This window comes from Microbacterium sp. bgisy207, from assembly GCF_057706855.1.
The window spans coordinates 147021-169094 of the sequence record NZ_JBYIPB010000008.1 but is presented as its reverse complement, the minus strand read 5'-3'; the positions used below and the strand labels follow the sequence as shown (position 1 = coordinate 169094).

General features: G+C 67.4%; 21 protein-coding genes. 13 read left to right on the top strand and 8 right to left on the bottom strand.

The window, feature by feature from the left end:
- The first annotated feature begins 3 nt into the window (after nt 1-3).
- Nucleotides 4-2937 carry a type I restriction endonuclease subunit R gene (locus tag AC3ENO_RS09885; protein ID WP_434970457.1) on the top strand — a complete coding sequence of 978 codons (2934 nt, stop codon included), beginning with the start codon at nt 4-6 and terminating at the stop codon, nt 2935-2937.
- Nucleotides 2938-3051: 114 nt separating this feature from the next.
- On the opposite strand, the gene AC3ENO_RS09880 is transcribed toward AC3ENO_RS09885, so the two are convergent.
- Together AC3ENO_RS09880 and AC3ENO_RS09875 are read right to left on the bottom strand one after the other, a co-directional pair.
- Nucleotides 3052-3603 carry a PIN domain-containing protein gene (locus tag AC3ENO_RS09880; RefSeq protein WP_434970456.1) on the bottom strand — a complete coding sequence of 184 codons (552 nt, stop codon included), beginning with the start codon at nt 3601-3603 and terminating at the stop codon, nt 3052-3054.
- Entirely contained in the window at nt 3603-4745 is a 1143-nt protein-coding gene (locus AC3ENO_RS09875; protein WP_434970455.1) for a helix-turn-helix domain-containing protein, read from the bottom strand. The genes AC3ENO_RS09880 and AC3ENO_RS09875 overlap by 1 nt, the downstream gene beginning before the upstream one ends.
- Nucleotides 4746-5125: 380 nt before the next feature.
- Here AC3ENO_RS09875 and AC3ENO_RS09870 point away from each other — a divergent pair, with 380 nt between their 5' ends.
- Together AC3ENO_RS09870 and AC3ENO_RS09865 are read left to right on the top strand one after the other, a co-directional pair.
- Entirely contained in the window at nt 5126-5665 is a 540-nt protein-coding gene (locus AC3ENO_RS09870) for a YaeQ family protein (protein ID WP_434970454.1), read from the top strand.
- 96 nt (nt 5666-5761) lie between these two features.
- Nucleotides 5762-6763, top strand: a complete 1002-nt coding sequence (locus tag AC3ENO_RS09865; protein ID WP_434970453.1) for an IS481 family transposase — start codon at nt 5762-5764, stop codon at nt 6761-6763.
- A 16-nt stretch (nt 6764-6779) separates the two neighbouring features.
- On the opposite strand, the gene AC3ENO_RS09860 is transcribed toward AC3ENO_RS09865, so the two are convergent.
- On the bottom strand, nt 6780-6977 hold the full coding sequence (locus tag AC3ENO_RS09860) for a VapC50 family PIN domain-containing toxin (RefSeq protein WP_434970452.1): 198 nt from the start codon (nt 6975-6977) through the stop codon (nt 6780-6782).
- A 94-nt stretch (nt 6978-7071) separates the two neighbouring features.
- A complete protein-coding gene (locus AC3ENO_RS09855) occupies nt 7072-7500 on the bottom strand; it encodes a helix-turn-helix domain-containing protein (RefSeq protein ID WP_434970451.1) in 429 nt (142 codons plus the stop codon).
- 102 nt (nt 7501-7602) lie between these two features.
- On the opposite strand from AC3ENO_RS09855, the gene nrdI reads away from it, so the two are divergent.
- Together nrdI and AC3ENO_RS09845 are read left to right on the top strand one after the other, a co-directional pair.
- The gene (nrdI, locus tag AC3ENO_RS09850; protein ID WP_434970450.1) at nt 7603-8055 is read left to right on the top strand and encodes a class Ib ribonucleoside-diphosphate reductase assembly flavoprotein NrdI; all 453 of its coding nucleotides are present in this window, start codon (nt 7603-7605) and stop codon (nt 8053-8055) included.
- 102 nt (nt 8056-8157) lie between these two features.
- A complete protein-coding gene (locus AC3ENO_RS09845; protein ID WP_434970498.1) occupies nt 8158-9018 on the top strand; it encodes an oxygenase MpaB family protein in 861 nt (286 codons plus the stop codon).
- Nucleotides 9019-9032: 14 nt separating this feature from the next.
- Here AC3ENO_RS09845 and AC3ENO_RS09840 read toward each other — a convergent pair whose 3' ends face one another.
- Nucleotides 9033-10913 (bottom strand): thiamine pyrophosphate-requiring protein, encoded by a 1881-nt coding sequence (locus tag AC3ENO_RS09840; RefSeq protein ID WP_434970449.1) that lies wholly within the window; start codon nt 10911-10913, stop codon nt 9033-9035.
- A gap of 137 nt (nt 10914-11050) precedes the next feature.
- Here AC3ENO_RS09840 and AC3ENO_RS09835 point away from each other — a divergent pair, with 137 nt between their 5' ends.
- Complete coding sequence (locus tag AC3ENO_RS09835) at nt 11051-11356, top strand: hypothetical protein (protein WP_434970448.1); 306 nt, start codon at nt 11051-11053, stop codon at nt 11354-11356.
- 24 nt (nt 11357-11380) lie between these two features.
- Here AC3ENO_RS09835 and AC3ENO_RS09830 read toward each other — a convergent pair whose 3' ends face one another.
- Both AC3ENO_RS09830 and AC3ENO_RS09825 read right to left on the bottom strand, forming a co-directional pair.
- The gene (locus AC3ENO_RS09830; RefSeq protein WP_434970447.1) at nt 11381-11899 is read right to left on the bottom strand and encodes a glycine cleavage system transcriptional repressor; all 519 of its coding nucleotides are present in this window, start codon (nt 11897-11899) and stop codon (nt 11381-11383) included.
- 9 nt (nt 11900-11908) lie between these two features.
- Nucleotides 11909-12307: a (deoxy)nucleoside triphosphate pyrophosphohydrolase gene (locus tag AC3ENO_RS09825; protein WP_434970446.1), complete on the bottom strand. Its 399-nt coding sequence runs from the start codon at nt 12305-12307 to the stop codon at nt 11909-11911.
- Nucleotides 12308-12403: 96 nt separating this feature from the next.
- Here AC3ENO_RS09825 and AC3ENO_RS09820 point away from each other — a divergent pair, with 96 nt between their 5' ends.
- Nucleotides 12404-13555 (top strand): polysaccharide deacetylase family protein, encoded by a 1152-nt coding sequence (locus AC3ENO_RS09820; RefSeq protein WP_434970445.1) that lies wholly within the window; start codon nt 12404-12406, stop codon nt 13553-13555.
- Between the two features lie 30 nt (nt 13556-13585).
- On the opposite strand, the gene AC3ENO_RS09815 is transcribed toward AC3ENO_RS09820, so the two are convergent.
- Nucleotides 13586-14737, bottom strand: a complete 1152-nt coding sequence (locus AC3ENO_RS09815) for a glycosyltransferase (RefSeq protein ID WP_434970444.1) — start codon at nt 14735-14737, stop codon at nt 13586-13588.
- 118 nt (nt 14738-14855) lie between these two features.
- On the opposite strand from AC3ENO_RS09815, the gene AC3ENO_RS09810 reads away from it, so the two are divergent.
- The 6 genes from AC3ENO_RS09810 (at nt 14856) to AC3ENO_RS09785 (ending at nt 22057) form a co-directional block, all read left to right on the top strand.
- Nucleotides 14856-15122, top strand: a complete 267-nt coding sequence (locus tag AC3ENO_RS09810; RefSeq protein WP_434970443.1) for a glutaredoxin domain-containing protein — start codon at nt 14856-14858, stop codon at nt 15120-15122.
- Nucleotides 15123-15214: 92 nt separating this feature from the next.
- Nucleotides 15215-16972 (top strand): aldehyde dehydrogenase family protein, encoded by a 1758-nt coding sequence (locus AC3ENO_RS09805; RefSeq protein ID WP_434970442.1) that lies wholly within the window; start codon nt 15215-15217, stop codon nt 16970-16972.
- A gap of 14 nt (nt 16973-16986) precedes the next feature.
- On the top strand, nt 16987-18699 hold the full coding sequence (locus tag AC3ENO_RS09800) for a GMC family oxidoreductase (protein ID WP_434970497.1): 1713 nt from the start codon (nt 16987-16989) through the stop codon (nt 18697-18699).
- 48 nt (nt 18700-18747) lie between these two features.
- Entirely contained in the window at nt 18748-19758 is a 1011-nt protein-coding gene (locus AC3ENO_RS09795; RefSeq protein WP_434970441.1) for a malate dehydrogenase, read from the top strand.
- Complete coding sequence (locus tag AC3ENO_RS09790; protein ID WP_434970440.1) at nt 19755-21509, top strand: cation:proton antiporter; 1755 nt, start codon at nt 19755-19757, stop codon at nt 21507-21509. The genes AC3ENO_RS09795 and AC3ENO_RS09790 overlap by 4 nt, the downstream gene beginning before the upstream one ends.
- Before the next feature lie 53 nt (nt 21510-21562).
- Nucleotides 21563-22057 (top strand): recombinase family protein, encoded by a 495-nt coding sequence (locus AC3ENO_RS09785; RefSeq protein ID WP_434970439.1) that lies wholly within the window; start codon nt 21563-21565, stop codon nt 22055-22057.
- Nucleotides 22058-22074 lie beyond the last annotated feature (17 nt).

Here is a 22074-nt window from a genome sequence, read left to right as displayed (position 1 = left end):
GTTATGTCGCTGATGAACGAGGAGAGCCTCGAGGCTCTGATCGTCAGCCAGATGGTGGAGGGCGGCTGGGAGCAAGGCGCTGCGACTGACTACGAGCCGGCGTACGCGATCGACCTGCCTCAACTCACTGCGTTTATCCAGGCAACACAGCCGGATATGGCCGAGGCGCTGTCACTCCGAGAGGCGACGGCGACTCGGCACGAGTTCCTCTCCCGGCTGCAGGGTGAGATCACGCGCAACGGTGTGGTCAACGTACTGCGTAAGGGCGTGGACCACCGGCAGCACCACATCGACTTCTTCTTCCCGACTCCCACGCTAGGGAACGCGAAGGCGGCCCAGCTGTTCGCAGCCAACCGCTTCACGGTCACCCGGCAAGTGCACTACAGCCTGACCGCCACCGGTCTCTCCCTGGACCTGGTCGCGTTCGTCAACGGGCTCCCGGTCCTCACGTTCGAGCTGAAGAACAACATCACCAAGCAGACCTACGATGATGCAGTCGAGCAGTACAAGCGCGATCGCGATCCGCGGGAGCTGCTGTTCCAGTTCGGGCGCTGCATCGCCCACTTCGCTCTCGATGACCAACAGGTCCGATTCTGCACCCATCTCAAAGGCAAGCAGTCGTGGTTCTTGCCGTTCGACAAGGGCTGGAACGACGGCGCCGGCAACCCGCCCAACCCGGACGGCCTCAAGACCGACTACCTCTGGCGGCAGATCCTTGCCCCGGCCAGCCTGGCCAACGTCGTCGAGAACTACGCCCAGATCGTCACCACAAAGAACCCGCGCACTGGCAAGAAGTCCTCCAACCAGATCTTTCCTCGCTACCACCAGCTCGACGTCGTACGGAAGCTCCTCGCTGATGTCCAAGGGCATGGTGCTGGCCGGCGCTACCTGATCCAACACTCAGCGGGTAGCGGCAAGTCGAACTCGATCGCCTGGCTGGCGCATCAGCTCACCGAGGCCAAGCACGATGGCAGCAACGCCTTCGGGTCCGTCGTCGTAGTGACGGACCGGGTCATCCTCGACAGCCAACTGAAGGAGACCATCAAGTCCTTCATGCAGGTCGGTTCGACCGTCGTACATGCTGACCGCTCTGGTGACCTGCGCAAGGCGATCGAGGCCGGGCGCAAGATCATCATCACGACGGTCCAGAAGTTCCCCTACATCCTTGACGACATCGGCAAGGATCACCGCGACCGGACCTTCGCGATCGTCATCGACGAGGCCCACTCCAGCCAGGGCGGCAAGGCCGCGGCGGCGGTCTCGATGGCACTCTCTGCCAGCGGCGCGGCAGAGGATGACGAGACGGTCGAGGACACGATCAACCGGATCATCGAGTCCAAGAAGATGCTGCCGAACGCGAGCTACTTCGCCTTCACGGCTACCCCGAAAAACAAGACGCTGCAGATGTTCGGCGAGCCATTCCCGCACGAGGGCGGCACCGGCTACCGGCCCTTCCATAGCTACACGATGAAGCAGGCCACTCAGGAGCGGTTCATCATCGATGTGCTTGAGAACTTCACCCCGGTCCCCAGCTACTACAAGCTGATGAAGACCATCGAGGACGACCCCGAGTTCGACACCAAGCGCGCTTCGAAGAAGCTCCGCGCCTTCGTCGAGGGCAATGAGCACGCCATCCGTCTCAAGGCCGAGATCATGGTCGACCACTTCCACAGCCAGGTCATCGCAAAGCACAAGATCGGCGGCCAGGCCCGAGCGATGGTCGTTACCAGCACGATCCCGCGCTGCATCGAGTACTTCCACGCCATCAGCGCCTACCTCGCCGAGCGCAAGAGCCCCTACAAAGCGATCGTCGCGTTCTCCGGCGAGCACGAGTACAAGGGCATCGAGGTCACCGAGGCCAGCCTCAACGGATTCCCTAGCAAGGACATCGCCGACCAGATCCGAGAGGACTCATACCGGATCCTCGTCTGCGCCGACAAGTTCCAGACCGGCTACGACGAGCCGCTGCTGCACACCATGTACGTCGACAAGACCCTGTCGAGCGTCAAAGCGGTGCAGACGCTCTCACGCCTTAACCGCGCGCACCCTGCGAAGCACGACGCGTTCGTGCTCGACTTCGCGAACACCGCTGAGAACATCGAGCGCGCGTTCGCGCCGTACTACCGGACCACGGTGCTCAGCCAGGAGACCGACCCGAACAAGCTCCACGACCTGGTTAACGAGCTGAACAGCTACGGTATCTACGTACCTGATACCGTCGATAAGTTCGCCGAGCTCTATCTCGCCGGTGTTGAACGCGACCAGCTCGACCCGCTGCTCGACGCCTGCGTCGCCGAGTACATCGAGATGCCCGACGAAGACGATCAGGTCGCCTTCAAGGGGCTGGCCAAGGCGTTCACCCGTACGTACAACTTCCTCTCCACGGTGCTGCCATTCGGCAACCCGGGGTGGGAGAAGCTATCGATCTTCCTCGACCACCTGATCCCGAAGCTGCCGGCGCCGCGTGAGGACGACCTGTCCGCAGGCATCCTCGAGACGATCGACATGGAGTCCTACCGAGTCGAGAAGCGAGAGTCGATGAAGATCGCGCTCGCCGACGACGAGGGCGAGCTCGCCCCGGTGCCAGCTGCTGGCGGCGGTCATGTAACGGACCCCGAGCTCGAGCGGCTCTCGAGCATCCTCCAGACCTTCAATGACCAGTTCGGCAACATCGAGTGGACCGACGCCGACCGTGTTCAGCGCCTCATCACCGAGGAGATCCCGCGCAAGGTCGCCGAGGACGAGGCCTACCAGAACGCCCAGAAGAACAACGACCCAGCCAACGCCCGCGTCGAGCACGACCGAGCCCTCGGCCGCGTGATGATGGCGGTTCTCAAGGACGACACGGAGCTGTTCAAACAGTTCAGCGACAACGACGGCTTCCGCCGTTGGCTGTCCGACGCAGTTTTCCAGAGCACGTACAAGAAGAGCGCCTGAACTTCGAGAGACAGAGTCCGGGCGCTTCGCAGACGCAGCTACGTAAATCCAAGATGCCCGAATGTCATCGACCCCCCAGGACGGCAGTCGGGAACGAAACATGCGTCGCTACGGCTACAAGTCCTCCCAGTCGAGCAGGCCATGCTCGAGCACGTGACTCCGGAAACCCCCCGGACCGAACGGTAGGAAGTAAGCTCCACTCAAAAGGTCATCTGCGAGGCTCTCTACCATCTGCGTCGTCAGCTTCTTGGCACGGATTGCAGCACAAAGCACCGGAACAGTGGCGGTGACTTTGAGCCCAAGCTCCTCGGCGATATTGCGCGGAGTGCCATCGTCAATGACCATCTCACAGCCGTAGACGGCCCCCATTGCAAGAACACCACACTCGCCCGAGTTCTTACCACCCGCTACTAGTCGGTCGAAGAATGTCCCAAAAGCTCTCACATAGTCAGGGTCGGTAGACCGGAACACCTTGATCCAGTCCGCATCGAGCACACTGTGCAGCACCGGCAGTTCGACCGCCATCTCAAGCAACTCTCGTTCGACTGAGTCCGGTATGTAAACCTCACGGCCGTCGGCCAGGAATCTGAGAACGCCAATCCATCCCTGGAGCGCAAAATGGCGAATCGGCCCCGTGTCGAACACCCACGCGTTCGGGCCAGGCATCACGCGACGAAGTTCCAGATCTCGTCAGCGCGACGCTCCCGTACAGCGGGGAGATCGGATTCCTCAAAGGTACCCCTCAGTAGGTCGAGTGCACGCTCACGACTAATCCGCTCATCGCGAACCAATCGAAGAACGGCTAGTGCGAAAGCGCGTGGCACCGATGTTGAGGCGAGTTCTTCGAGCGGCAGATGGAGGTCAAACTCCAGGATGTCTGCCTGCGTCGTGCGGGCAAGGCGAATGAGTGTCGAGACCTCGCTATCAACTTCACCCAGTTCCCGTAACCGACGGGAAAGAGTAGCCATGTCGACCCGATACGCGCTCGCAATCCGAACTGCCGCGGCACGCTCATCGACGTGCTGGAGGTACTTTCGCCACAGCGCGACAGTCGGCGCGGCGGGGAGCAGGAGTGCCCGCGCGAAGCGGTCAAGCCGAGACTCGAGCGGAACCGATTGAGCTGAATGGTTATCGATCCGCCAGTCCACCGTGTAATCGTCTGCTACCAAGTAGTGACCAAGTTCGTGGGCTAGCGCGAGCCTGCGTCGGCCAACTTTCGTGTGACTGTTCACAAGACAGACGCCACCGTGTCGCAAGATCACGGTTCCTGCGTCAGCGGTGTCAGAGCCGATATCCCGCGTGAATGCGAGGAGCCCTAGCCTCTCCACAGCCGCCGTAAGCACCTTGATCGGACCTTCATCATCCAGGCCCATGAGCTTTCTAGCTCTCGCAGCCAAGTCATCCGCTTCGGAATTGGTTTGGGGATGACCTATCGAGGCGCTCTCTATTTCTGCGACAGCGTCGAAAGCGAGCTCCGGGACGCCGAGCTGCTGAAGAAATTCGACATCGCCCGCAGCGGCAGCCAGGAGAGCATCAATCTTCGAGTCGACCGTGTCCAGGCCCTGACTGGATCGATGTGAAACCAAGGCTGGGGTTGGATCCTCGAAGAACGACGTCATTCGCACACCCAGAGCGACGGCTATTTCTGATAGTTCGAGCGCCGTGACTTTGCGAACACCACTCTCAATCTTGTTGACCACCGTCCGATCGAGACGGACGGCGGTCGCCAGGTCTTCTTGACTCAGCGACGCTCGCTTACGAAGGTCACGGATACGGTTCCCGAGGTCGACTTCGGCACTGGCCACCATGTGTGCGATTCTCGCACATCCCGGACAGCGGGCACTACCCGACCTACACAGGCACCCCGACCGCTGGGCCGGTCCCGGGCCGGGAACCCGGCTGAGCCCACCGACGACCAGCCATCACCAACGAGCACAGATCTTGCGGAATCATGCGGCAAACGAGCACTCGTGAGCACCCACAGACACCGCGAACACAACTGAAAATCGTGAGGTCACGGGATCGACGCCCGTCGGAGCCACAAGGGTGATCGTTACAATCACCCCAGAAACCCTCGCGTAGCTTCTACATCGCGGGGGTTTTGCTTTTCCCCCGGATGACCGAGGGCCGGTCGCGCCCCGTTGATCCGCCAGGACAGCATCGAGCGACAACGCCATAGGCTGGCGGAATGGCTGCCGGCGCGACGATCCACACGTTCACCGTCACGCTCGCGGATGTCGATCGCGGTGTGTACGAGGATCTGTCGCTGCGGGTGGCGCGGCATCCGTCCGAGACCGACGTGTACATGCTCACGCGCGTACTCGCCTACTGTCTCGAGTTCGGGGAGGGCATCGCCTTCACCGAGGGGATTTCGGCGACGGATGAGCCGGCGATCGTCATCCGGGATGCCACGGGCGCGCTGACCGGCTGGATCGAAGTGGGCGCTCCGGATGCCGCGCGTCTGCACGAGGGCAGCATGAAGGCCGGTCGTGTGGCGGTCTACACGCATCGCGACCCCGCGAAGCTCGTCGCGAACTGGGACGGGAAGCGGATTCACCGCGGCGATCAGATCCCCGTCATCAGCTTCGATCGCGGCTTCCTCGAGGCGGCGTCGACCGGAATAGAGCGTCGCAACGTGCTGAGCATCTCGGTCATGGAACGGCACGTGTATCTCGAGGTCAACGGGCAGACCTTCGCATCAGACATCCACTCCGTCCCCGCCGTCTAGCTGTACTTCCCCGGCAGGTTGTGAACGGCTGAGGTAGCGAAGACCTCCGTGCAGGATGTGGGTTACCACACTCGCATCCTGACCACGGAGGTCTTCGTGTCTCACGCTAACGCGCCTTTGACGCCGGAGGGGCGTCGTCGTCTTGCTGTTCTCGTCGTCGATCACGGCTGGTCGCTGCGGCGCGTAGCGGAACGGTTCCAGTGCTCGCCGGCGACGGCGAAACGGTGGGTCGACAGGTACCGGGCGGGGATCCCGCTGATCGATCGCAGCTCGAAGCCGCACTCGTCCCCGGGCCGGCTGCTGCGGAAGACGGAGCATCGGATCGTGTCGCTGCGGTTCACACGCCGGTGGGGTCCGCACCGGATCGCGTACCACCTCCGGTTGCACCGCTCCACGGTCGGACGGGTGCTCGCCCGCTACCGCATGCCGAAGCTGGCGAACATCGACCAGTCGACCGGGCTGCCGGTCCGCAAGCCGAAACCGAAGCGGTACGAGGCCGCCGCGCCCGGTCAGCTGATCCACGTCGACATCAAGAAGCAGGGCCGGATCCCTGATGGCGGCGGCTGGCGCGCCTTCGGCCGCGGATCGGCGCAGGACCGTGCCGCGGGATCCGTCCGTGACAAGGCCGCACGGGCAGGAGCGGCCGGCTCCCGCGGCTACCGGTATCTGCACCACGCCGTCGATGACTTCTCGAGGGTCGCGTACTCGGAGATCCTCGACGACGAACGCAAGGAGACCGCGGCCGGGTTCTGGGAACGCGCGAACGCGTTCTTCGCCGGCCTGGGCGTCACGGTCACCGCCGTGATGACGGACAACGGCGCGTGCTACCGGTCACACGCCTTCGCGGATGCGCTCGGCGACACCGTGAAGCACAAGCGCACCCGGCCCCACCGGCCGCAAACCAACGGCAAAGTCGAGCGGTTCAACCGGACCCTCGCCGCCGAGTGGGCCTACGCGACCACCTACGCCAGCGAAACGGAGCGAACCACGGCCTACGAGACCTGGCTGCATCACTACAATCACCACAGACCCCACACCGGCATCGGCGGCCAAACCCCCTCAGCCCGCGTACACAACCTCACGGGGAAGTACATCTAGCCAGGCCTCCCGGGTCTCAGTGGAGCTTGGCCCGGGCCGCATCGGAAAACTTCGGAACCCCGGCTCGAGTGAGCGCGAGCAGGAAGTCATCTACGTTCATCGACGGTGAGTCGTACCCCTCGACGAACTCGACCAGAGCACGGAGGGTCGGCGCATGGTAGAGGTCGAGCTGGTCCAAGAGGAAGTCGTCGGGATGAAGACGTTCTTCGACCACAACGGGCGGAACAATCCGCGATCTGCGAGTTCGAGGATGAAGTCGTTGAACAGTGCCCCATAAAGCACGTTGGTGTCGAAGAACGCGGGGAAGCTCACTTCGCGTCCGGCTCCGCAAGCCGCTCCACCTCAGCCGGATCTCCGACCTGCACCTTCGCTCCCAGGCTCGCGCGCTGCAGCTCACGGAGGGCCGCGCGGCGCTCTGCCCGAAAGCTCGCCTGATACTCGACCAGGTCCTCCAGCCGGACACGGCGATGACGGCCCGGCTTGTCGTAGGCGATGTCGCCGGCTTCCAAGAGGCGAACGAGCGTCGGCCGGCTGATACCGAGAACGTCCGCGGCCTGCTGCGTCGTCATAGCCATTCCCTGCGGCACGACGGTGATCCCCTCACCAGCGGCGAGCGCGTCCGTGACCTGGTCGAGGATGCGGAAGATCTCGTCAGGGATGGGGCGCGCGTTGCCCTGGGGATCAATGAGCGCGGCCTTGGAAGAGTTCTGCGCGATGAAGACCTCAAGTTCACGCATCAGTTGGGCGAAGTCGAGGATCTCGTCTCGCGCGTTGGCACCTACGGCTTATCTCCGGCGGCATCCGGCCCACCCTGCCGCCCCCGGCGAGACACTGGATGGGTGGAGAAGACTCCGGTCTACTACTACTCGTCGACCTCGAACCTGACGGGGCGGTTCGCCGAGCATCTCGCCGAGGCGACGGGCCGCGCCGTGCACAACCTCGCCGATGCCGAGGTACGCAAGAGCGAGGCATCCGGCCCCTGGGTTCTGCTGACCCCGTCCTACAAGGCGGGCAACGCCGACGAAGTGACCCTTCCCGCAGGCGTCCGCAGCTTCCTGCGCTCTCCCACGAACCGCCGCCGCATGGTGGGGATCATCGGGTCGGGCAACCGCAACTTCGGCGTCTACTACCAGGCCGCCGCCCGCGAGCTCGCGACGACGTCGGGCCGGCCCGTGCTGTTCGAGTTCGAGCTGGCCGGCACACCCGAGGACGTCACCCACTGCGCGCAGATCCTCGACGAGGTGGATGCCGCGATCGCCGCCGCGCACCCGAGCGACCCGGCTGCGCCCTGATCCGGAGCCACCCCTCTGCAGCGATGGCATCCTGAGAGAGTGACCCCCCGCCCCGGACTTCGCGCGCGCCTGCTGGTGCCGCTGTCGGGGGATCCGGACGGGATGCCGCCGTGGGTGCAACGGCTCGAGCGGGGCGATGACGCCGGCCTGTTCGCCGAGGACGGTACGGCCTGGACGGTGCACGCGGGCATGCCGACGCTCGTCGCCGGCATCCGGGCCCTGCTCATGCAGGCCCTGCACCCGGGCGCGATGGCGGGCGTGCACGACTGGTCGCGCTACCGCGAGGACCCTCTCGGTCGCCTCGCGGGTACCGTCCGCTGGGTGATCTGCGTCACGTTCGGCTCCAAGGAGCAGGTGGATGCCGAACTCGGCCGCGTCGCCCGCTTCCACGCCGACGTCTCGGGGGAGTACCGCGACGGCACCGGCGCGAGCCGGGCCTACTCCGCCGCGGACGCCGACCTGGTCGAATGGGTGCACCTCGCGTTCACGGATGCCTTCCTCACGTGCCACGAGACCTGGGGCGAGCCGATCCCCGGCGGCCCTGACGCCTACGTCCGCGACTGGGCGACGGCCGGCCGACTCATGGGGGTCACCGATCCGCCCGAGACGGCTGCCGGCCTGCGCGCTCGCATGCACGGATACCTCGACCGCGGCATCCTGCGCGGCGACGAGCGTGTCGAAGACGTCGTCCGCTTCCTTCGCTCGGTACCCCTCGACGGCTCCCTGCGATGGGCGTACCGACTCCTGTTCGCCGGCGCGGTCGCCACGATCCCGCGCGAGTACCGACGGATGCTGGGACTGCGGCGGTCATGGCTTCCGGTCGTCACGATGACGAGGTTCGCGCTGTTCGTCGCGGGGCGAAGCCTCGGCAGCGGACCCCGAGCGCACGATATGGCCCGGCGGCGACTGCGGCGGCTCGAGGCATCCGGAATCGACGCGGGCGACACGGCCGACGCGGCGTGAGCGCACGCTAGTCGTCACGACGACGCGCGGCTCCCCGATCCAGCCCCGTCGCCCGAACCAGCCCCGTCGTCCGACCCGCGGTCGCCGAGGTGCAGCGCGCCCTTGACCCGCTCCACGGTCTGCGTCGCGAGGGCGATGGCCGAGTCCTTCACGACCTCGGCGGTGAAGGGGTCGCCCTTGGCCAGGGCAAGACCGACGTTCTTGGCGTAGTCGGCGGAGATGTGCGGCGGAAGCGGCGGGACGTGACGGCTCACGATCGCGTCGATGACCGTGACGCCGTCGTGGGCGAACGCGGCATCCATCGCGGCGGCGACCTCGTCGTCGGAGTCGACCCGAACGCCGCGGAACCCAAGCAGCTGCGCGAAGCCCGCGTAGTCGATCGACTCGACATCCTGCGCGGCCCGCCACAGCGGGTTGGCATCCTCGGTGCGCATCTCCCACGACACCTGGGCGAGGTCATCGTTGTGCATCACGAGGATGACGAACTGCTTGTTCGCCCACTGCTTGCCGTACTTCTTGAGCGTGATGAGCTCGTTCATGCCGAGCATCTGGAACGCGCCGTCGCCGATCGTGCAGACGACCGGCCGGTCGGGGAAGGCGAACTTCGCGGCCATCGCGTAGGGCATCGCCGCCAGCATCGTCGCGAGCCGACCCGACAGGTCGCCGCGCATGCCGCGCCCCAGCCGAACGTGGTGGCCGTACCAGTCGGCGGTGGTCCCCGCATCCGCCGTGACGATCACGTCCTCGGGAAGGCGCGCATTGAGTTCGTGGAAGAAGCGGCGCGGGTTGGCTCCGTCGTCGTAGGACGCCATCGCCTGCGCCTGCATCTCGCGCTCCCAGCCGGCCATCTCGTCGGCGAGCCGGTCTTGCCACGACCGGTCGGTGGTCTGCTCGAGCATCGGCAGGAGGGCCGAGAGCGTCGCCCCGACATCTCCCCACAGGTTCACCTCGGTCGGGTAGCGCACCCCCAGTTGCTCGGGCCGCAGGTCGATCTGCACCGCGCGGGCGGCATCCGAGTCGGGGAGGAACTCGCCGTACGGGTAGTTGGTGCCCAGCATCACGAGCGTGTCGCAGTCCTCCATCTGGTGCAGGCTCGGCAGCGAGCCGAGCAGGCCCAGTTGCTGCGTGTGGAACGGCACCTCGGCGGGGATCACGTCCTTGCCGCGCAGGGTCGTGATGATGCCCGCTCCCGCCAGGTCCGCCGCCTGCAGCACGAGATCGGTCGCGCCGGTCGCCCCCGCGCCGACGAGGAACGTGACGCGTTTCCCGCTGTTGATGACCTCGGCGGCTTTGCGCAGCTGGTCGACGGGCGGGGTGAGGGCGATGGATGCCGCGACCGGGCTCGATCGGGCGACCCAGTGCTCCTTCGCCGGGGCCTCGGCATCCATCGACTGGACGTCGTGGGGCAGGACGATGACCGCCGGCTGCAGACGGGTCTGCGCCGTCCGGAACGCGGTGTCGACGACGGCGTTCAGCTGATCGGGGCTGACGATCGTCTGCACGTAACAGGCGACATCCGCAAAGACCCGCTCGAGGTGGCTCTCCTGCTGGCCGGAGCTTCCCAGGGCGGCAAGGCCTTGCTGTCCGACGATCGCGACGACGGGCTGATTGTCCATCTTGGCGTCGTAGAGTCCGTTGAGCAGGTGGAAGGCCCCCGGGCTGGATGTCGCGACGCACACGCCCACCTCGCCGGTGAACTTGGCGTGCGCGGTGGCCATGAGCGCGCAGATCTCTTCGTGGGTCGGGCGGACGTAGTGAAGCCCTTCGTCCTTCCCGTCGACGCGGCCGAGGGCGCCGTCGAACGCGCCGATGCCGTCGCCCGGGTACCCGAACACGCGGGTCACCCCCCACTGCCGAAGGCGGTCGATGAGGGCTTCGCTGACGGTTGCGGTCACGAGCGGGTCCTTTCGTCGGGGCGACGCGACCCACGATCCTCCCGCGGGCTGCCCGGGTCTGCCCCCTTACCCGACGGCGCATCCGCGCCTATGATGGGCGCCTGGGCCGATGCCGCGCGGTCCCGTAGGCTTCGGGCATGGAGCCGTGGGTGGACGACGCAGCCGAAATGCTCGAGAAGATCACGCGGGATCCGCTGGCGGATGCGGTACGCGGCGCGGTTCGCGTCGTGTCGGCATCCGAGCGGGTGGGTCGCGCCCGCTACCAGGCCTGTGAACTCGAGGTCGTCACGACGACCGACGGCATTCCCGAGACGCGAATCAACACCGAGGTCGTCACGACCGCCAAGTACTGGCCGCGAGTTGGATCAGTGCTGCCCGCGCTCATCTCGCGCAGCGACCCGACACGCATCGAGGTGAACTGGGACGCGCTCGCCCGCCAATGATCGACGCGCCGAGCCCCGGCGCAGTCAGCGATCGGCGACGGTGATCTCCACCTGGAGCTCGGCGGCCAGTCGCTCGAGATCATCCCGAACAGCGGCAAGATCGGTTGACGGGGCCGCGTGAGCGAGGGCGGATGCTTCGAACAGCCGCCCTCCGGCCATCGCGGCGTCGCGGACCTCGGTCGTGAACTCATCGATGCTCAGACCGTGTGCGGCAAGCGCTGCCGAGACGTCGCGGACAATGCCGGGGCGATCGTTGGCGACGAGCGAGATCACGAGCCGGCGCTCGGAGGTCCCCGCCGAGTCTTGCTCGGCGCCGGCGACGGCGGTCACCGTGAGGCGGTCATCGAGTGCCCGCAGCGCCGCCCAGAGCCCCGGCGCCGAATCCGCCGTGACAGAGATCTCGATGACGCCGGCGAACACCCCGGCCCGTTCCGCGAGCTGACTTCCCTCCCAGTTGCCGCCGTGGGCGCTGACGGCATCCGCGACCGCAGAGACAAGACCCGAGCGGTCCTCTCCGACGAGCGTGATCACATAGCGGGGCACGCTCGCATGCTACTCCGCGGTCAGCAGGCGCACAGCGGGAAGGTCGGGTTCGGCCCACCAGAAGCGGTCGAGCTCCCGGGCGGTCACCCACTGCACTTCGTCGTGATCGGTGCTCGCCTGAGGGCGATCCCCCTCCAGCTCAGCGAAATAGCAGGCGAGCCGGATGACACGATCCCCGACATGCGTGTCATCGGTCGAGAGGTGCTCCGTGACACGGATGCCGACACCGAGCTCTTCGCGCACCTCACGGACGAGGGCATCCACCGGGTCCTCGCCCATCTCGACCTTGCCACCGGGGAATTCCCAGCGACCGGGCTGGCCGATATGAGGTCCCCGACGGCAGACGAGGATCCGGTCACCGTCCCGGATGACGGCGGCGACAACCTCAAGGGTAGGGACGACATTCACGAATACAATCCTCCTATCGCGCGTGATGGTGCGCGTCGGACGCCGCGCCGTACGCGGTGCGCGGCACGGGCCGCGGGGGTCTGACTGGGGATGCGAATGAGCGGGCACGAGTCTGCGGAGCAGGGGCATCGCGCGCCCGCGCACGCACGTCCACACAGCCACCTCGTGGCGTGGTCGGCGCTGGTGGCGGTCGCCCTCGTCGCGCTGATCGTGGGCGCGGTCGCGACTGTCACCCTCGGCACGCCGCCGGGGTCCGCCGCACCAGCACCGACACCGACACAACCTGCAACGCCGCCGCCGCTGAGTGTCACGCAGCAGATGCTCATCGACAGCGGGGACCCGACGACCTGCGCGGTGTCCTTCGCCGGTGCGGATCTGGACGTGCCGCCGATGCTGCAGCACGAGGGTCAGCTCTACACCGCCCTGCCGATTCCGGTTCGCGAGGGAGCCGTGTTCGCGGGGTGGTACGCCACACCCGCCGGCGCCGAGACCCTGGCGATCTCCGACCGCGTGAACGGGTCGGAACTCGTCGCCTGCGAGGAGCGGGAACGCACGCTGTACGGCGCCTGGACGGCCCCCGAGGCCAACGCGGCGGAGGATGCGCAGATCCCGATCCTCATGTATCACCAGTTCACGACCAAGCCCGAGGGGGAGTCGGGATGGTTGCGCCTGAACTACGCCTACATCGGGGACTTCGAACAGCAGATGGCGTACATCGCCGACCAGGGGTTCTATCTGCCGACGTGGGATGAGCTCAGCGCGTTCATCGACGGCCGGCTCTTCCTTCCGAACCACTCCGTGATCGTGACGGATGACGACGCCGACGACACCTGGTATCAGCTCGCGGTCCCCGTCGTCGATGCCCACCAGGTGCTGACGACCTCGTTCATGATCACCCGGGACCGGCGGGATCTGCATCCGTCACCGTACGTGATCATCCGATCCCACACGGAAGACATGCATCGGGCCGGCGCGAACGGACAGGGGCGCATGGTCAATGAACCCGTCGAGGTGATCGCTGCCGATTTGGAGGCCTCTGCCGCATACATCGGCACCAAGGAAGTCATCGCCTACCCCTTCGGCCACTACAACGACACGGCCAAAGCCGGCGTAGCGGCGGCGGGATTCGAACTCGCCCGCACAATCGAGCACGGGTACGTGCACATCGGCAGCGACAAGCTGGCACTCCCGGTCATCCGCATGAACTACGGGATGACCGTCGAGAACCTCGCCGCCCAGATCGGTTGAGCGCAGCGGCGCTGACCGTGAGGGGACGCCTCAGAGCTCGCCGGGCGCCATGACCTGCTCGTCCAACTGCTCCAGAACTTCGCGCGTGCGCGTCTTGACGCCCTTGCGCCGGCTGCGCGAGGGCGCGTACACGACGAGCGCATGGAAGAGGAACCGCGCGACGAACGCGAGCGCGAGCGTGATCGCGGTCGCGATCACGACCGAGATGTGCCACGTCGAGACCATGAGCGCTGTCAACGGGATGCGCAAGACGGCCTCGGCGTTGTTGAAGCCGAACGACTTCGCAAAACGGGTCCAGACCCCGGATGCCTCGGCCTTCACATCCTGGAAGACGAACCGCTCCTGCAAGAGGAAGTTGGCGATGATGGTCGTCTCGGCGGCGATGATCATCGCCGGGACGTCGTCGACGCCCCACCGCGTGAGCACCCAGACGATCGCGATGTTGGCGACCGCCCCGAGCCCGCCGATGACCGCGAACATCGACATCTTGCCGAACCGCAGCATCGTCAGCTGCGTCAGGAAGTACAGCCCCTGCCGCAGCGAGGCCTTGGATTCGCCGGCGTTGCGGTCGGCGAAGTCGAACGGAACCTCGGCGACCCGAAGGTTCGTCCGTGCAAGGATCTCGAGGAGGATCTTGAATCCGCGCGGCTTCAGCGTGCGCAGGTCCAGGCGGCGGCGATCGATCAGGAAGAACCCGGTCATGGGGTCGGTGACGCCCTTGAGCCGGCCGGGGAACATAGCCTTGGTGAGCATCGTCGCCGCCTTGGACACGGCCACGCGCGACGCGCCGGCCAAGCCGCCGTTGGTTCCCTCACCGCTGTAGCGCGAGGCGACGACGACGTCGACATCTCCGACCTCGTACCGACGCCACAGCCGCGGGATGTCCTCCGGAGGATGCTGGAGGTCGCCGTCCATGACCACACAGATATCCGAGGTGGCGGCGTCGAATCCCACCATGACGGCGCCCCCGAGACCGCCGGTGGCGATGTCGCGGTGGATCAGCCGCACGGGAACGGTCGCGTCAGCGGCGACCCTGCGGATCTCATCGGGGGTGTCGTCGGTGCTGTCGTCGACGAACACGATCTCTGCGCGGATGCCCTCCATCGCGCCGGCGATCCGTGTCACCAGTTCAGCGATGTTCGGCGCCTCGTTGTATGTCGGGACGACAATGGAGAGATCCATGGATCAATGCTGGCATGCCGCACCGGAATCGACGCACGGCTGTCCACCGATCCATAGCGCATCCACAGCCTGCGCGTAACCCTGACGCGGAGCCCGACGGCGGCCATACGCTGGATCCATGACTTCGCAGACCACTGGCACCCTCACGATGTTCGGCGCCGACTGGTGCCGTGACTGCCGGCGCACGAAAGCACAGCTCGACGGCTTGGGCGTGGCGTACGAGTACGTCGATCTCGAGGCGGATCCCGCCGCAGCGGACATCGCCCGCGACATCTCCGGCAGAACCAACATCCCCGTCGTCGTGTATCCGGACGCGACACACCACGTCGAGCCGAGCAACGCCGACGTCGAAGCGAAGCTGCGGGAGCTCAACCTCATCTCCTAGTCGCGGCTCGATTCCGACGCTGAGACGGAGCACCACCAGAGGCGAGACGCCGTGCCGACATATGCTGGAGGCCCGTCCGAAGGAGCGCGTCCATGCCGTCATCCGCTCGCCCCACCTCCGCGCCTCGCGCGACAGTGACCACGTCGGGAGCGTCGGACACGATGGCGCTCGACGCCGCCCTCGACGAACTGCGTGAGGGGGCGCGCACGTGGAGTGCACTCACCCTCACCCAGCGGATCCGGCTGCTCGGCTCCATCCGGACCACGGCCGCGGCGGAAGCCGAGGAGTGGGCGATCACTGCGGCCCGCTCGAAGGGATTGGAACCAGACCATCCGCTTGTCGGCGAGGAGTGGCTGACCGGTCCGTACGCGACGGTCGTCGCGCTCGATGCGTACGTCGACACGCTCACGAGCCTGCGCATCGGGGCGAGTCCCCTCGACCAGGCGCGCGTAGATCGCGCGTGGGGTGACAGAGTGCGCATCCACGCGTTCCCGACGACCAGCGTCGATCGTATGCTCGTTTCGGGATACACCGGCGAAGTGTGGCTGCGCCCGGGTGTCACGATCGCCGACGCGCAACGCAGGGCCGGGCTCGGTCAGCTCTCGCCGGGGGCATCTGGCGGTGTCGGCCTCGTGCTGGGCGCCGGGAACATCACGTCGATCCCGGTGCTCGACGTGCTGTACGAGCTCATCGCGCACAACCGTGTCAGCGTCCTCAAGATCAACCCCACGCAGGACCCCCTCGCGCCGGTGCTCGGCCGGGCGCTCGCTCCCCTCGTGTCCCTCGGCCTGCTGCGCATCGTGCGAGGCGGTGGCGACGTCGGCGCGTACCTCACCGAGCACGCGGGCATCGATCACGTGCACATCACCGGGGCGGCGCACACCTTCGACACGATCGTGTTCGGCCGCACCACAACCGGCAAGCGGCGCGCGCGACCGCGCCTGAAGGTTCCCATCACCGCGGAGCTCGGCGGTGTCTCCCCCGTCATCGTCGTTCCCGGTCACTGGTCGGATGCGGATCTGCGGTTCCACGCCGAGCACGTCGCCACCATGAGGCTCCACAACAGCGGGCACAACTGCATCGCGGGGCAGGTCGTGATCCTCAGCGCCTCGTGGCCGCAGCGCGAGCGCTTCCTGGCAGAGCTCGAAAGCGCCATGGCTCGGGCGCCCCACCGGCCTGTCTGGTACCCCGGCGCACCGGCCCGCCTCGCGGAGGTGGCCGACGCGTACCCGCAGGCGCACTGGGTCGCCGGCGGGACCCGCGCCGTCATCGACCTGGGCACGGATGCCGAGCCGTCCCCGATCGAAACGACTGAGTACTTCGCTCCGGCACTGGGGATCGTGACGCTGACCGGCGGCGGCCAGGAGTTCCTCGACGCTGCTGTCTCGTACGCGAACGAGCGACTCACCGGCACGCTGGGCGCGAACCTCATCATCGATCCCGAGACGGAGTCAGCGCTCGGTGACGGACTCGAACGCGCGATCGCCGAGCTGCGCTACGGCACCGTTGCCGTGAACACCTGGACCGGTGTCGCCTTCGGCATCACCACCATGCCATGGGGTGCATATCCTGGCGGAACGCTCGACGACGTGCAGAGCGGCATCGGCATCGTGCACAACGCCCTGCTGCTCGACGACGTCGAGCGGGGGGTGATGCGCGGTCCTTTCCGCCCCTTCCCGCGCTCGACGAGTGCGCTGTGGGGCCCGGGGGCGTTCTCGGTCCTGCCCCGACCGCCGTGGTTCGTCACGAGCCCCGGAAGCGCGGACGGTGGGCGACTACTGACGCGGTTCCGCATCCGCCCCCGGGTGAGGACGCTGCTGGGCATCCTCGAGTCGGCGTTCCGGTCGTGAGCGGCAACGGGCGGATGCCGCCACCCGGCGCCCGCGAAGACGCCCGACGGTTCGCCAGCCGCCGTCGCGGGCTCGGGGCCCGAGGCGGGCTCGAAGCCGACTACATCATCGTCGGCTCCGGATCTGCGGGAGCGGCCCTCGCCGCCCGCCTGAGTGAGGACCCGAGGGTCTCGGTTCTGGTCCTGGAGGCGGGCGGCCCCGATCGTGCGCTCGAACTGCACGTGCCCGCGGCGTTCAAGAAGCTGTTCCGGGGGCCATACGACTGGGGGTACGACACTGTCCCCCAACCCGAACTCGAGGGGCGGCGGATCTTCTGGCCCCGCGGACGAACGCTCGGAGGATCCTCATCGCTGAACGCCATGATGTGGGTGCGGGGATTCGCCGCTGACTACGACGAATGGGCAGCGCGCACGGCGGACCGCTGGTCATGGGATGCCGTCCTGCCGGTGCTCCGCCGCATCGAGAGCGTGCAGGATGCCGTCGATCCGTCGCTGGGGCGCTCGGGACCACAGCCGGTGGAGCAGCAGCGCGATCCGAGGCCGCACACCGCGGCGTTCCTCGCGGCGGCGCGCGAGCTCGGCTATGACATCACGGAGGCGAACATCCCCCGCGGACAAGGCTTCTCCCAGACGATGGTGACGCAGCGGCGCGGTGCCCGCGCGTCGACGGCCGACACCTACCTGCGGCCCGCGGCAGCGCGTGCGAACCTTCGTGTGATCACGAACGCCCATGTGCGGCGAATCACCTTCACCACCGACTCCGACGCCCCACCGCGAGCGAACGGCGTCTACGTCGACATCGACGGGACGACCCGCCACGCCCGCGCGCGCCGGGAGATCGTGCTGTGCGCCGGTGCCATCAACACGCCCCAGACCCTGATGCTCTCGGGAATCGGCCCCGCCGATCACCTTCACGAGCTGGGCATCCGCACCCTCGTGGACTCACCGGACGTCGGCGCGAACCTGCAGGACCACCTCGTCGCGGGGCTCGCGCCCGGCGCCGCAGGGGGCACTCTGTACGGTGCGGAACGTCCGGGCGAGCTCATCCGCTACCTCGTGTCCCGTCGCGGGATGCTCACCTCCAACGTCGCCGAGGCCTACGGCTTCGTCCGCACCGACCTCGCCGCTCGCGCCGGCGTGCCCGACGGACTCCCCGACATCGAGATCATCTTCGCGCCGGCACCGTACGTCGGGGAGGGCCTCACCCCCCTTCCCGCGGAGGGCATCACGGTCGGCGCGATCCTGCTGCGGCCGCACAGCCGCGGCAGCATCCGTCTCGTCTCGAGTGATCCGTACGCCCATCCCGTGATCGACCCCGCGTACCTGAGCGACACGGCCGGTCTGGATGCCGCAACGATGCGCGCCGGACTCGAGGTGTGCGAGCAGCTCATCGCGACGTCGTCGCTGCGAGCGGTCACGACAGGCAGCTGGGTGCAGCCGCAGGGCGGCGAGCGCATGAGCGCCGGCGAACGGATCGAGCTCTCGCTCCGGCGCTTCTCGCACACCCTCTACCACCCGGTCGGCACCGCTCGCATGGGGACGGATGACGATTCTGTCGTCGACCCCGACCTGCGCGCGCGCGGCGTGGCGGGGCTGCGGGTCGCCGACGCGTCCGTCATGCCGACGATCATCCGGGGGCACACGCACGCGCCGGCGATCGTGATCGGCGAGGTCGCGGCCGACCTGCTTCGCGCCGACTCCGGGAGCGGCATCCAGGTCGCCGACTAGGGACGAACGGGCCGTCGGCCCGCGCGGCCGAAGACTACGCTCTGCATCATGGCTCCCGAAACGACGCCCACCACCGTCACGATCACCGGCGCAGGCGGCCAGATCGGCTACGCCCTCCTCTTCCGCATCGCCGCCGGCGACATGCTGGGTCCGGGCCGGCCGGTGCGGCTTCGGCTGCTGGAGATCCCGCAGGGGATGCGGGCCGCCGAGGGGGCCGCGCTCGAACTGATGGACGGCGCCTTTCCGCTGCTCACCGACGTCGAGGTGACCGACGACGCCCATACCGGCTTCGACGGCTGCAACATCGCCCTCCTGGTCGGTGCCCGCCCCCGTACCGCGGGGATGGAGCGCGCCGACCTTCTCGAGGCCAACGCCGGGATCTTCGGACCGCAGGGCGCCGCCATCGGTGCCGTCGCGGCAGATGATGTGCGTGTGCTCGTGGTGGGAAACCCGGCGAACACGAACGCGCTCATCGCATCGGCATCCGCCCCGGACGTGCCTGCCGAACGGTTCGCCGCGCTCACCCGACTCGACCACAACCGCGCCCTCGCACAGCTGGCTCAGGCCCTTGAGCGCCCGTCGGCGAGCATCGAGCGGATGACGATCTGGGGCAACCACTCCGCGACCCAGTTCCCCGACGTCGACCACGCGCTCATCGACGGCGCACCCGCGCGCGCCGCTCTTGCTGCCCGGTTCGGTGGTCACGAGGCAGCACGGGCGTGGCTGGACGATACGTTCATCCCTCGCGTGGCGAAGCGCGGGGCGGAGATCATCGAGGTGCGCGGATCGTCGTCAGTCGGGTCGGCCGCGGCCGCCGCGATCGACCACGTCCGGGACGAGGCGACCGGCGTCGGCTGGACCTCCGCCGCGGTGGTCTCCCACGGCGAGTACGGCATCCCGGAGGGTCTGATCTGCTCGTTCCCCGTCGCGTCCGACGGCACCGGATACCGTGTCATCGAGGGCCTCGAGCTGGACGCCCGGGCCCGGGCCCGCATTGACGCGTCAGTTGCCGAACTCGTCGCAGAACGGGATGCGGTGGCCGCCCGGGGACTGCTGTGACGACGACCGAGGCGTTCCTCTTCGTCATCATCGGGGTCCTCGTGGTCGCGATGACCGCGAGGGTGGCGCCGCGCATCAAGGTCGCGGGCCCGCTGCTGCTCGTGCTGATCGGCATCGTCGCCAGCTACCTCCCCTTCCTTCCCGACATCACGGTCAACCCGGAGTGGATCCTCGTCGGGGTGCTACCGCCGCTGCTCTACTCCGCGGCCGTGTCGCTGCCGGCCGTGGAGTTCCGCCGCGACCTGCTGCCGATCGCAGGGCTCGCGGTCGTGCTCGTGTTCGTGAGCTCGTTCGTGCTCGGCACGTTCTTCTTCTTCGCGATCCCCGATCTCGGATACCCGCTCGCGCTCGCCCTGGGCGCGATCCTGAGCCCGACGGATGCCGTCGCCACGGCGGTCGCCAAGCGGCTCGGTGTGTCACGCCGTGTCGTGACGATGCTCGAAGGCGAGAGCCTCCTCAACGACGCGAGCGCACTCGTGATCTTGAACTCGGCGGTCGCGGCGTTCGTCATGATCTCGGCCACCGGGCAGCCGCCGCCAGCCATCGACGCGGTCGGCGGGTTCTTCTGGGCGGTCTTCATCGCGATCGTCCTCGGCGCGATCGTCGGCTACGCGAACCTCAGGCTCCGTGCGTGGCTGCGCAGCTCGGCCGCGACGACAGCTGCCGGATTCATCGTGCCATTCGTGGCGTACATCCCCACAGAGGAGCTCGGCGGCTCCGGGCTCGTCGCCGCCGTTGTGGCGGGAATCGTCACGGGTCAGGGCGCGACACGGTGGTTCACTCCCGAGCAGCGCATGTCGGACCACGTGACGTGGCGCACCGTCGAGCTCATCCTCGAGGGCGGCGTGTTCCTGATCATGGGTCTCGAAATGAGCGAGATCGTCACCGGTACCGCCAACGGCACCCACGGCATCGGCCACGGCCTGTGGATCGCCGCGGCCGCCCTGGGCATCCTGCTCGCCGTGCGGGCAGGTTACGTCACGCTGCTGGTCTGGGGGCAGGGACGGCGACTGCACCCCCGACGCATCGAACGGCTCGATGCGATCTCCGACCGTGTGGACGCGATCGCCGCGGGCGGTCCCGAGCAGTTCGGCCATCGCGGCGGCCGGTTCACCGAAGAGGGATGGAACCGTCGCGTCGCCTCGTTCCGGCGCCGCATCTCGCGTGCGATGTCGGATCTGAACTACTACCGCTCCTCCCCTCTCGGGTGGAAGCACGGCACCATCATCGTGTGGTCGGGCATGCGCGGCGTCGTCACCCTCGCCGCGGCGCAGACGCTGCCGGCGGACGCACCCTCCCGGCACTTCCTCATCTTCGTCGCGTTCACCGTCGCGCTGACCAGCCTCATGCTGCAGGGCTTCACGCTCCCGTCCCTGGTGCGTCTGCTGCGGGTGTCCAACGAGGACGACGAGAACCTGGTGCGTTCCGAGCAGCAGCGCATCGCTCGCGAGATGCACCAGGCTGCCCTCTTGGCGGCGGAGGAGGGAGCCCTCACGCGCCGCGACGGCACCCCCTTCGAGGCTGAGTTCACTGCCCGTGTCGGTCCGCTGTTCCTGCGGGCCGGAGAGGCCGAGGATGACGAAGCCCGCGACATCCTCGAGCTGCGGCTCGCACTGATTCGCGCGCGCCGCGAACGCCTTCTCGAACTGAGCGCGGGAGGGCAGTACGGCAGCGCAGCCCTGCGCCGCGCGCTCGCTGAGCTCGACGCCTCGCAACTGAACGTCGAGCTCAGGCTGGAGAGCGCCGACTGATCGCGGGGGCGCGCGTTCCCGAACCGTCAGGCACAATAGCCGTGGAGGCCTCCATGACTGACGATCACGGCGGGCCCGTCGAGGCGTCCTCCGCTGCGCACCAGGCGGCGGAGTGCCCGACGTGCTTCGCGCCGCAACGCGCCGACAACGCCTGGTGGCGGGCGCGACCGTCAGACGCGCGTCTGGTCGGCGTCGTCGTCTCTCGCGAGGACATGCCGCCGGTAGTCAGTCAGCGCGAGGCGCTTGCCCGCTTCGGTGTGCCCATCGAAGGGTTTCGGCATCCGTCGCCTGAGACGCTCGAGTCCTGGGAAGACCGCCTCGCGCGGCTGTTCGGCCGCCTGCGCCGCGGCGATGTCGTCGTCGTCGCGACCGTCCGCGCCCTCGGACGCAACGTCGGCGAAGAGATCCGGACCGTCGCCGAGCTCGGTCGGCGCGGTGTGATCGTGAAGGTCGTCGACCACGAAGCTTCCCACCTGGTCGAGACGGGGATCGCGCTGGCCACACCCGAGCTCACGGACCCGGACGCCGCAGCGGGCCCCGCGCGGTAGGCCGCCCGGCATCGCTC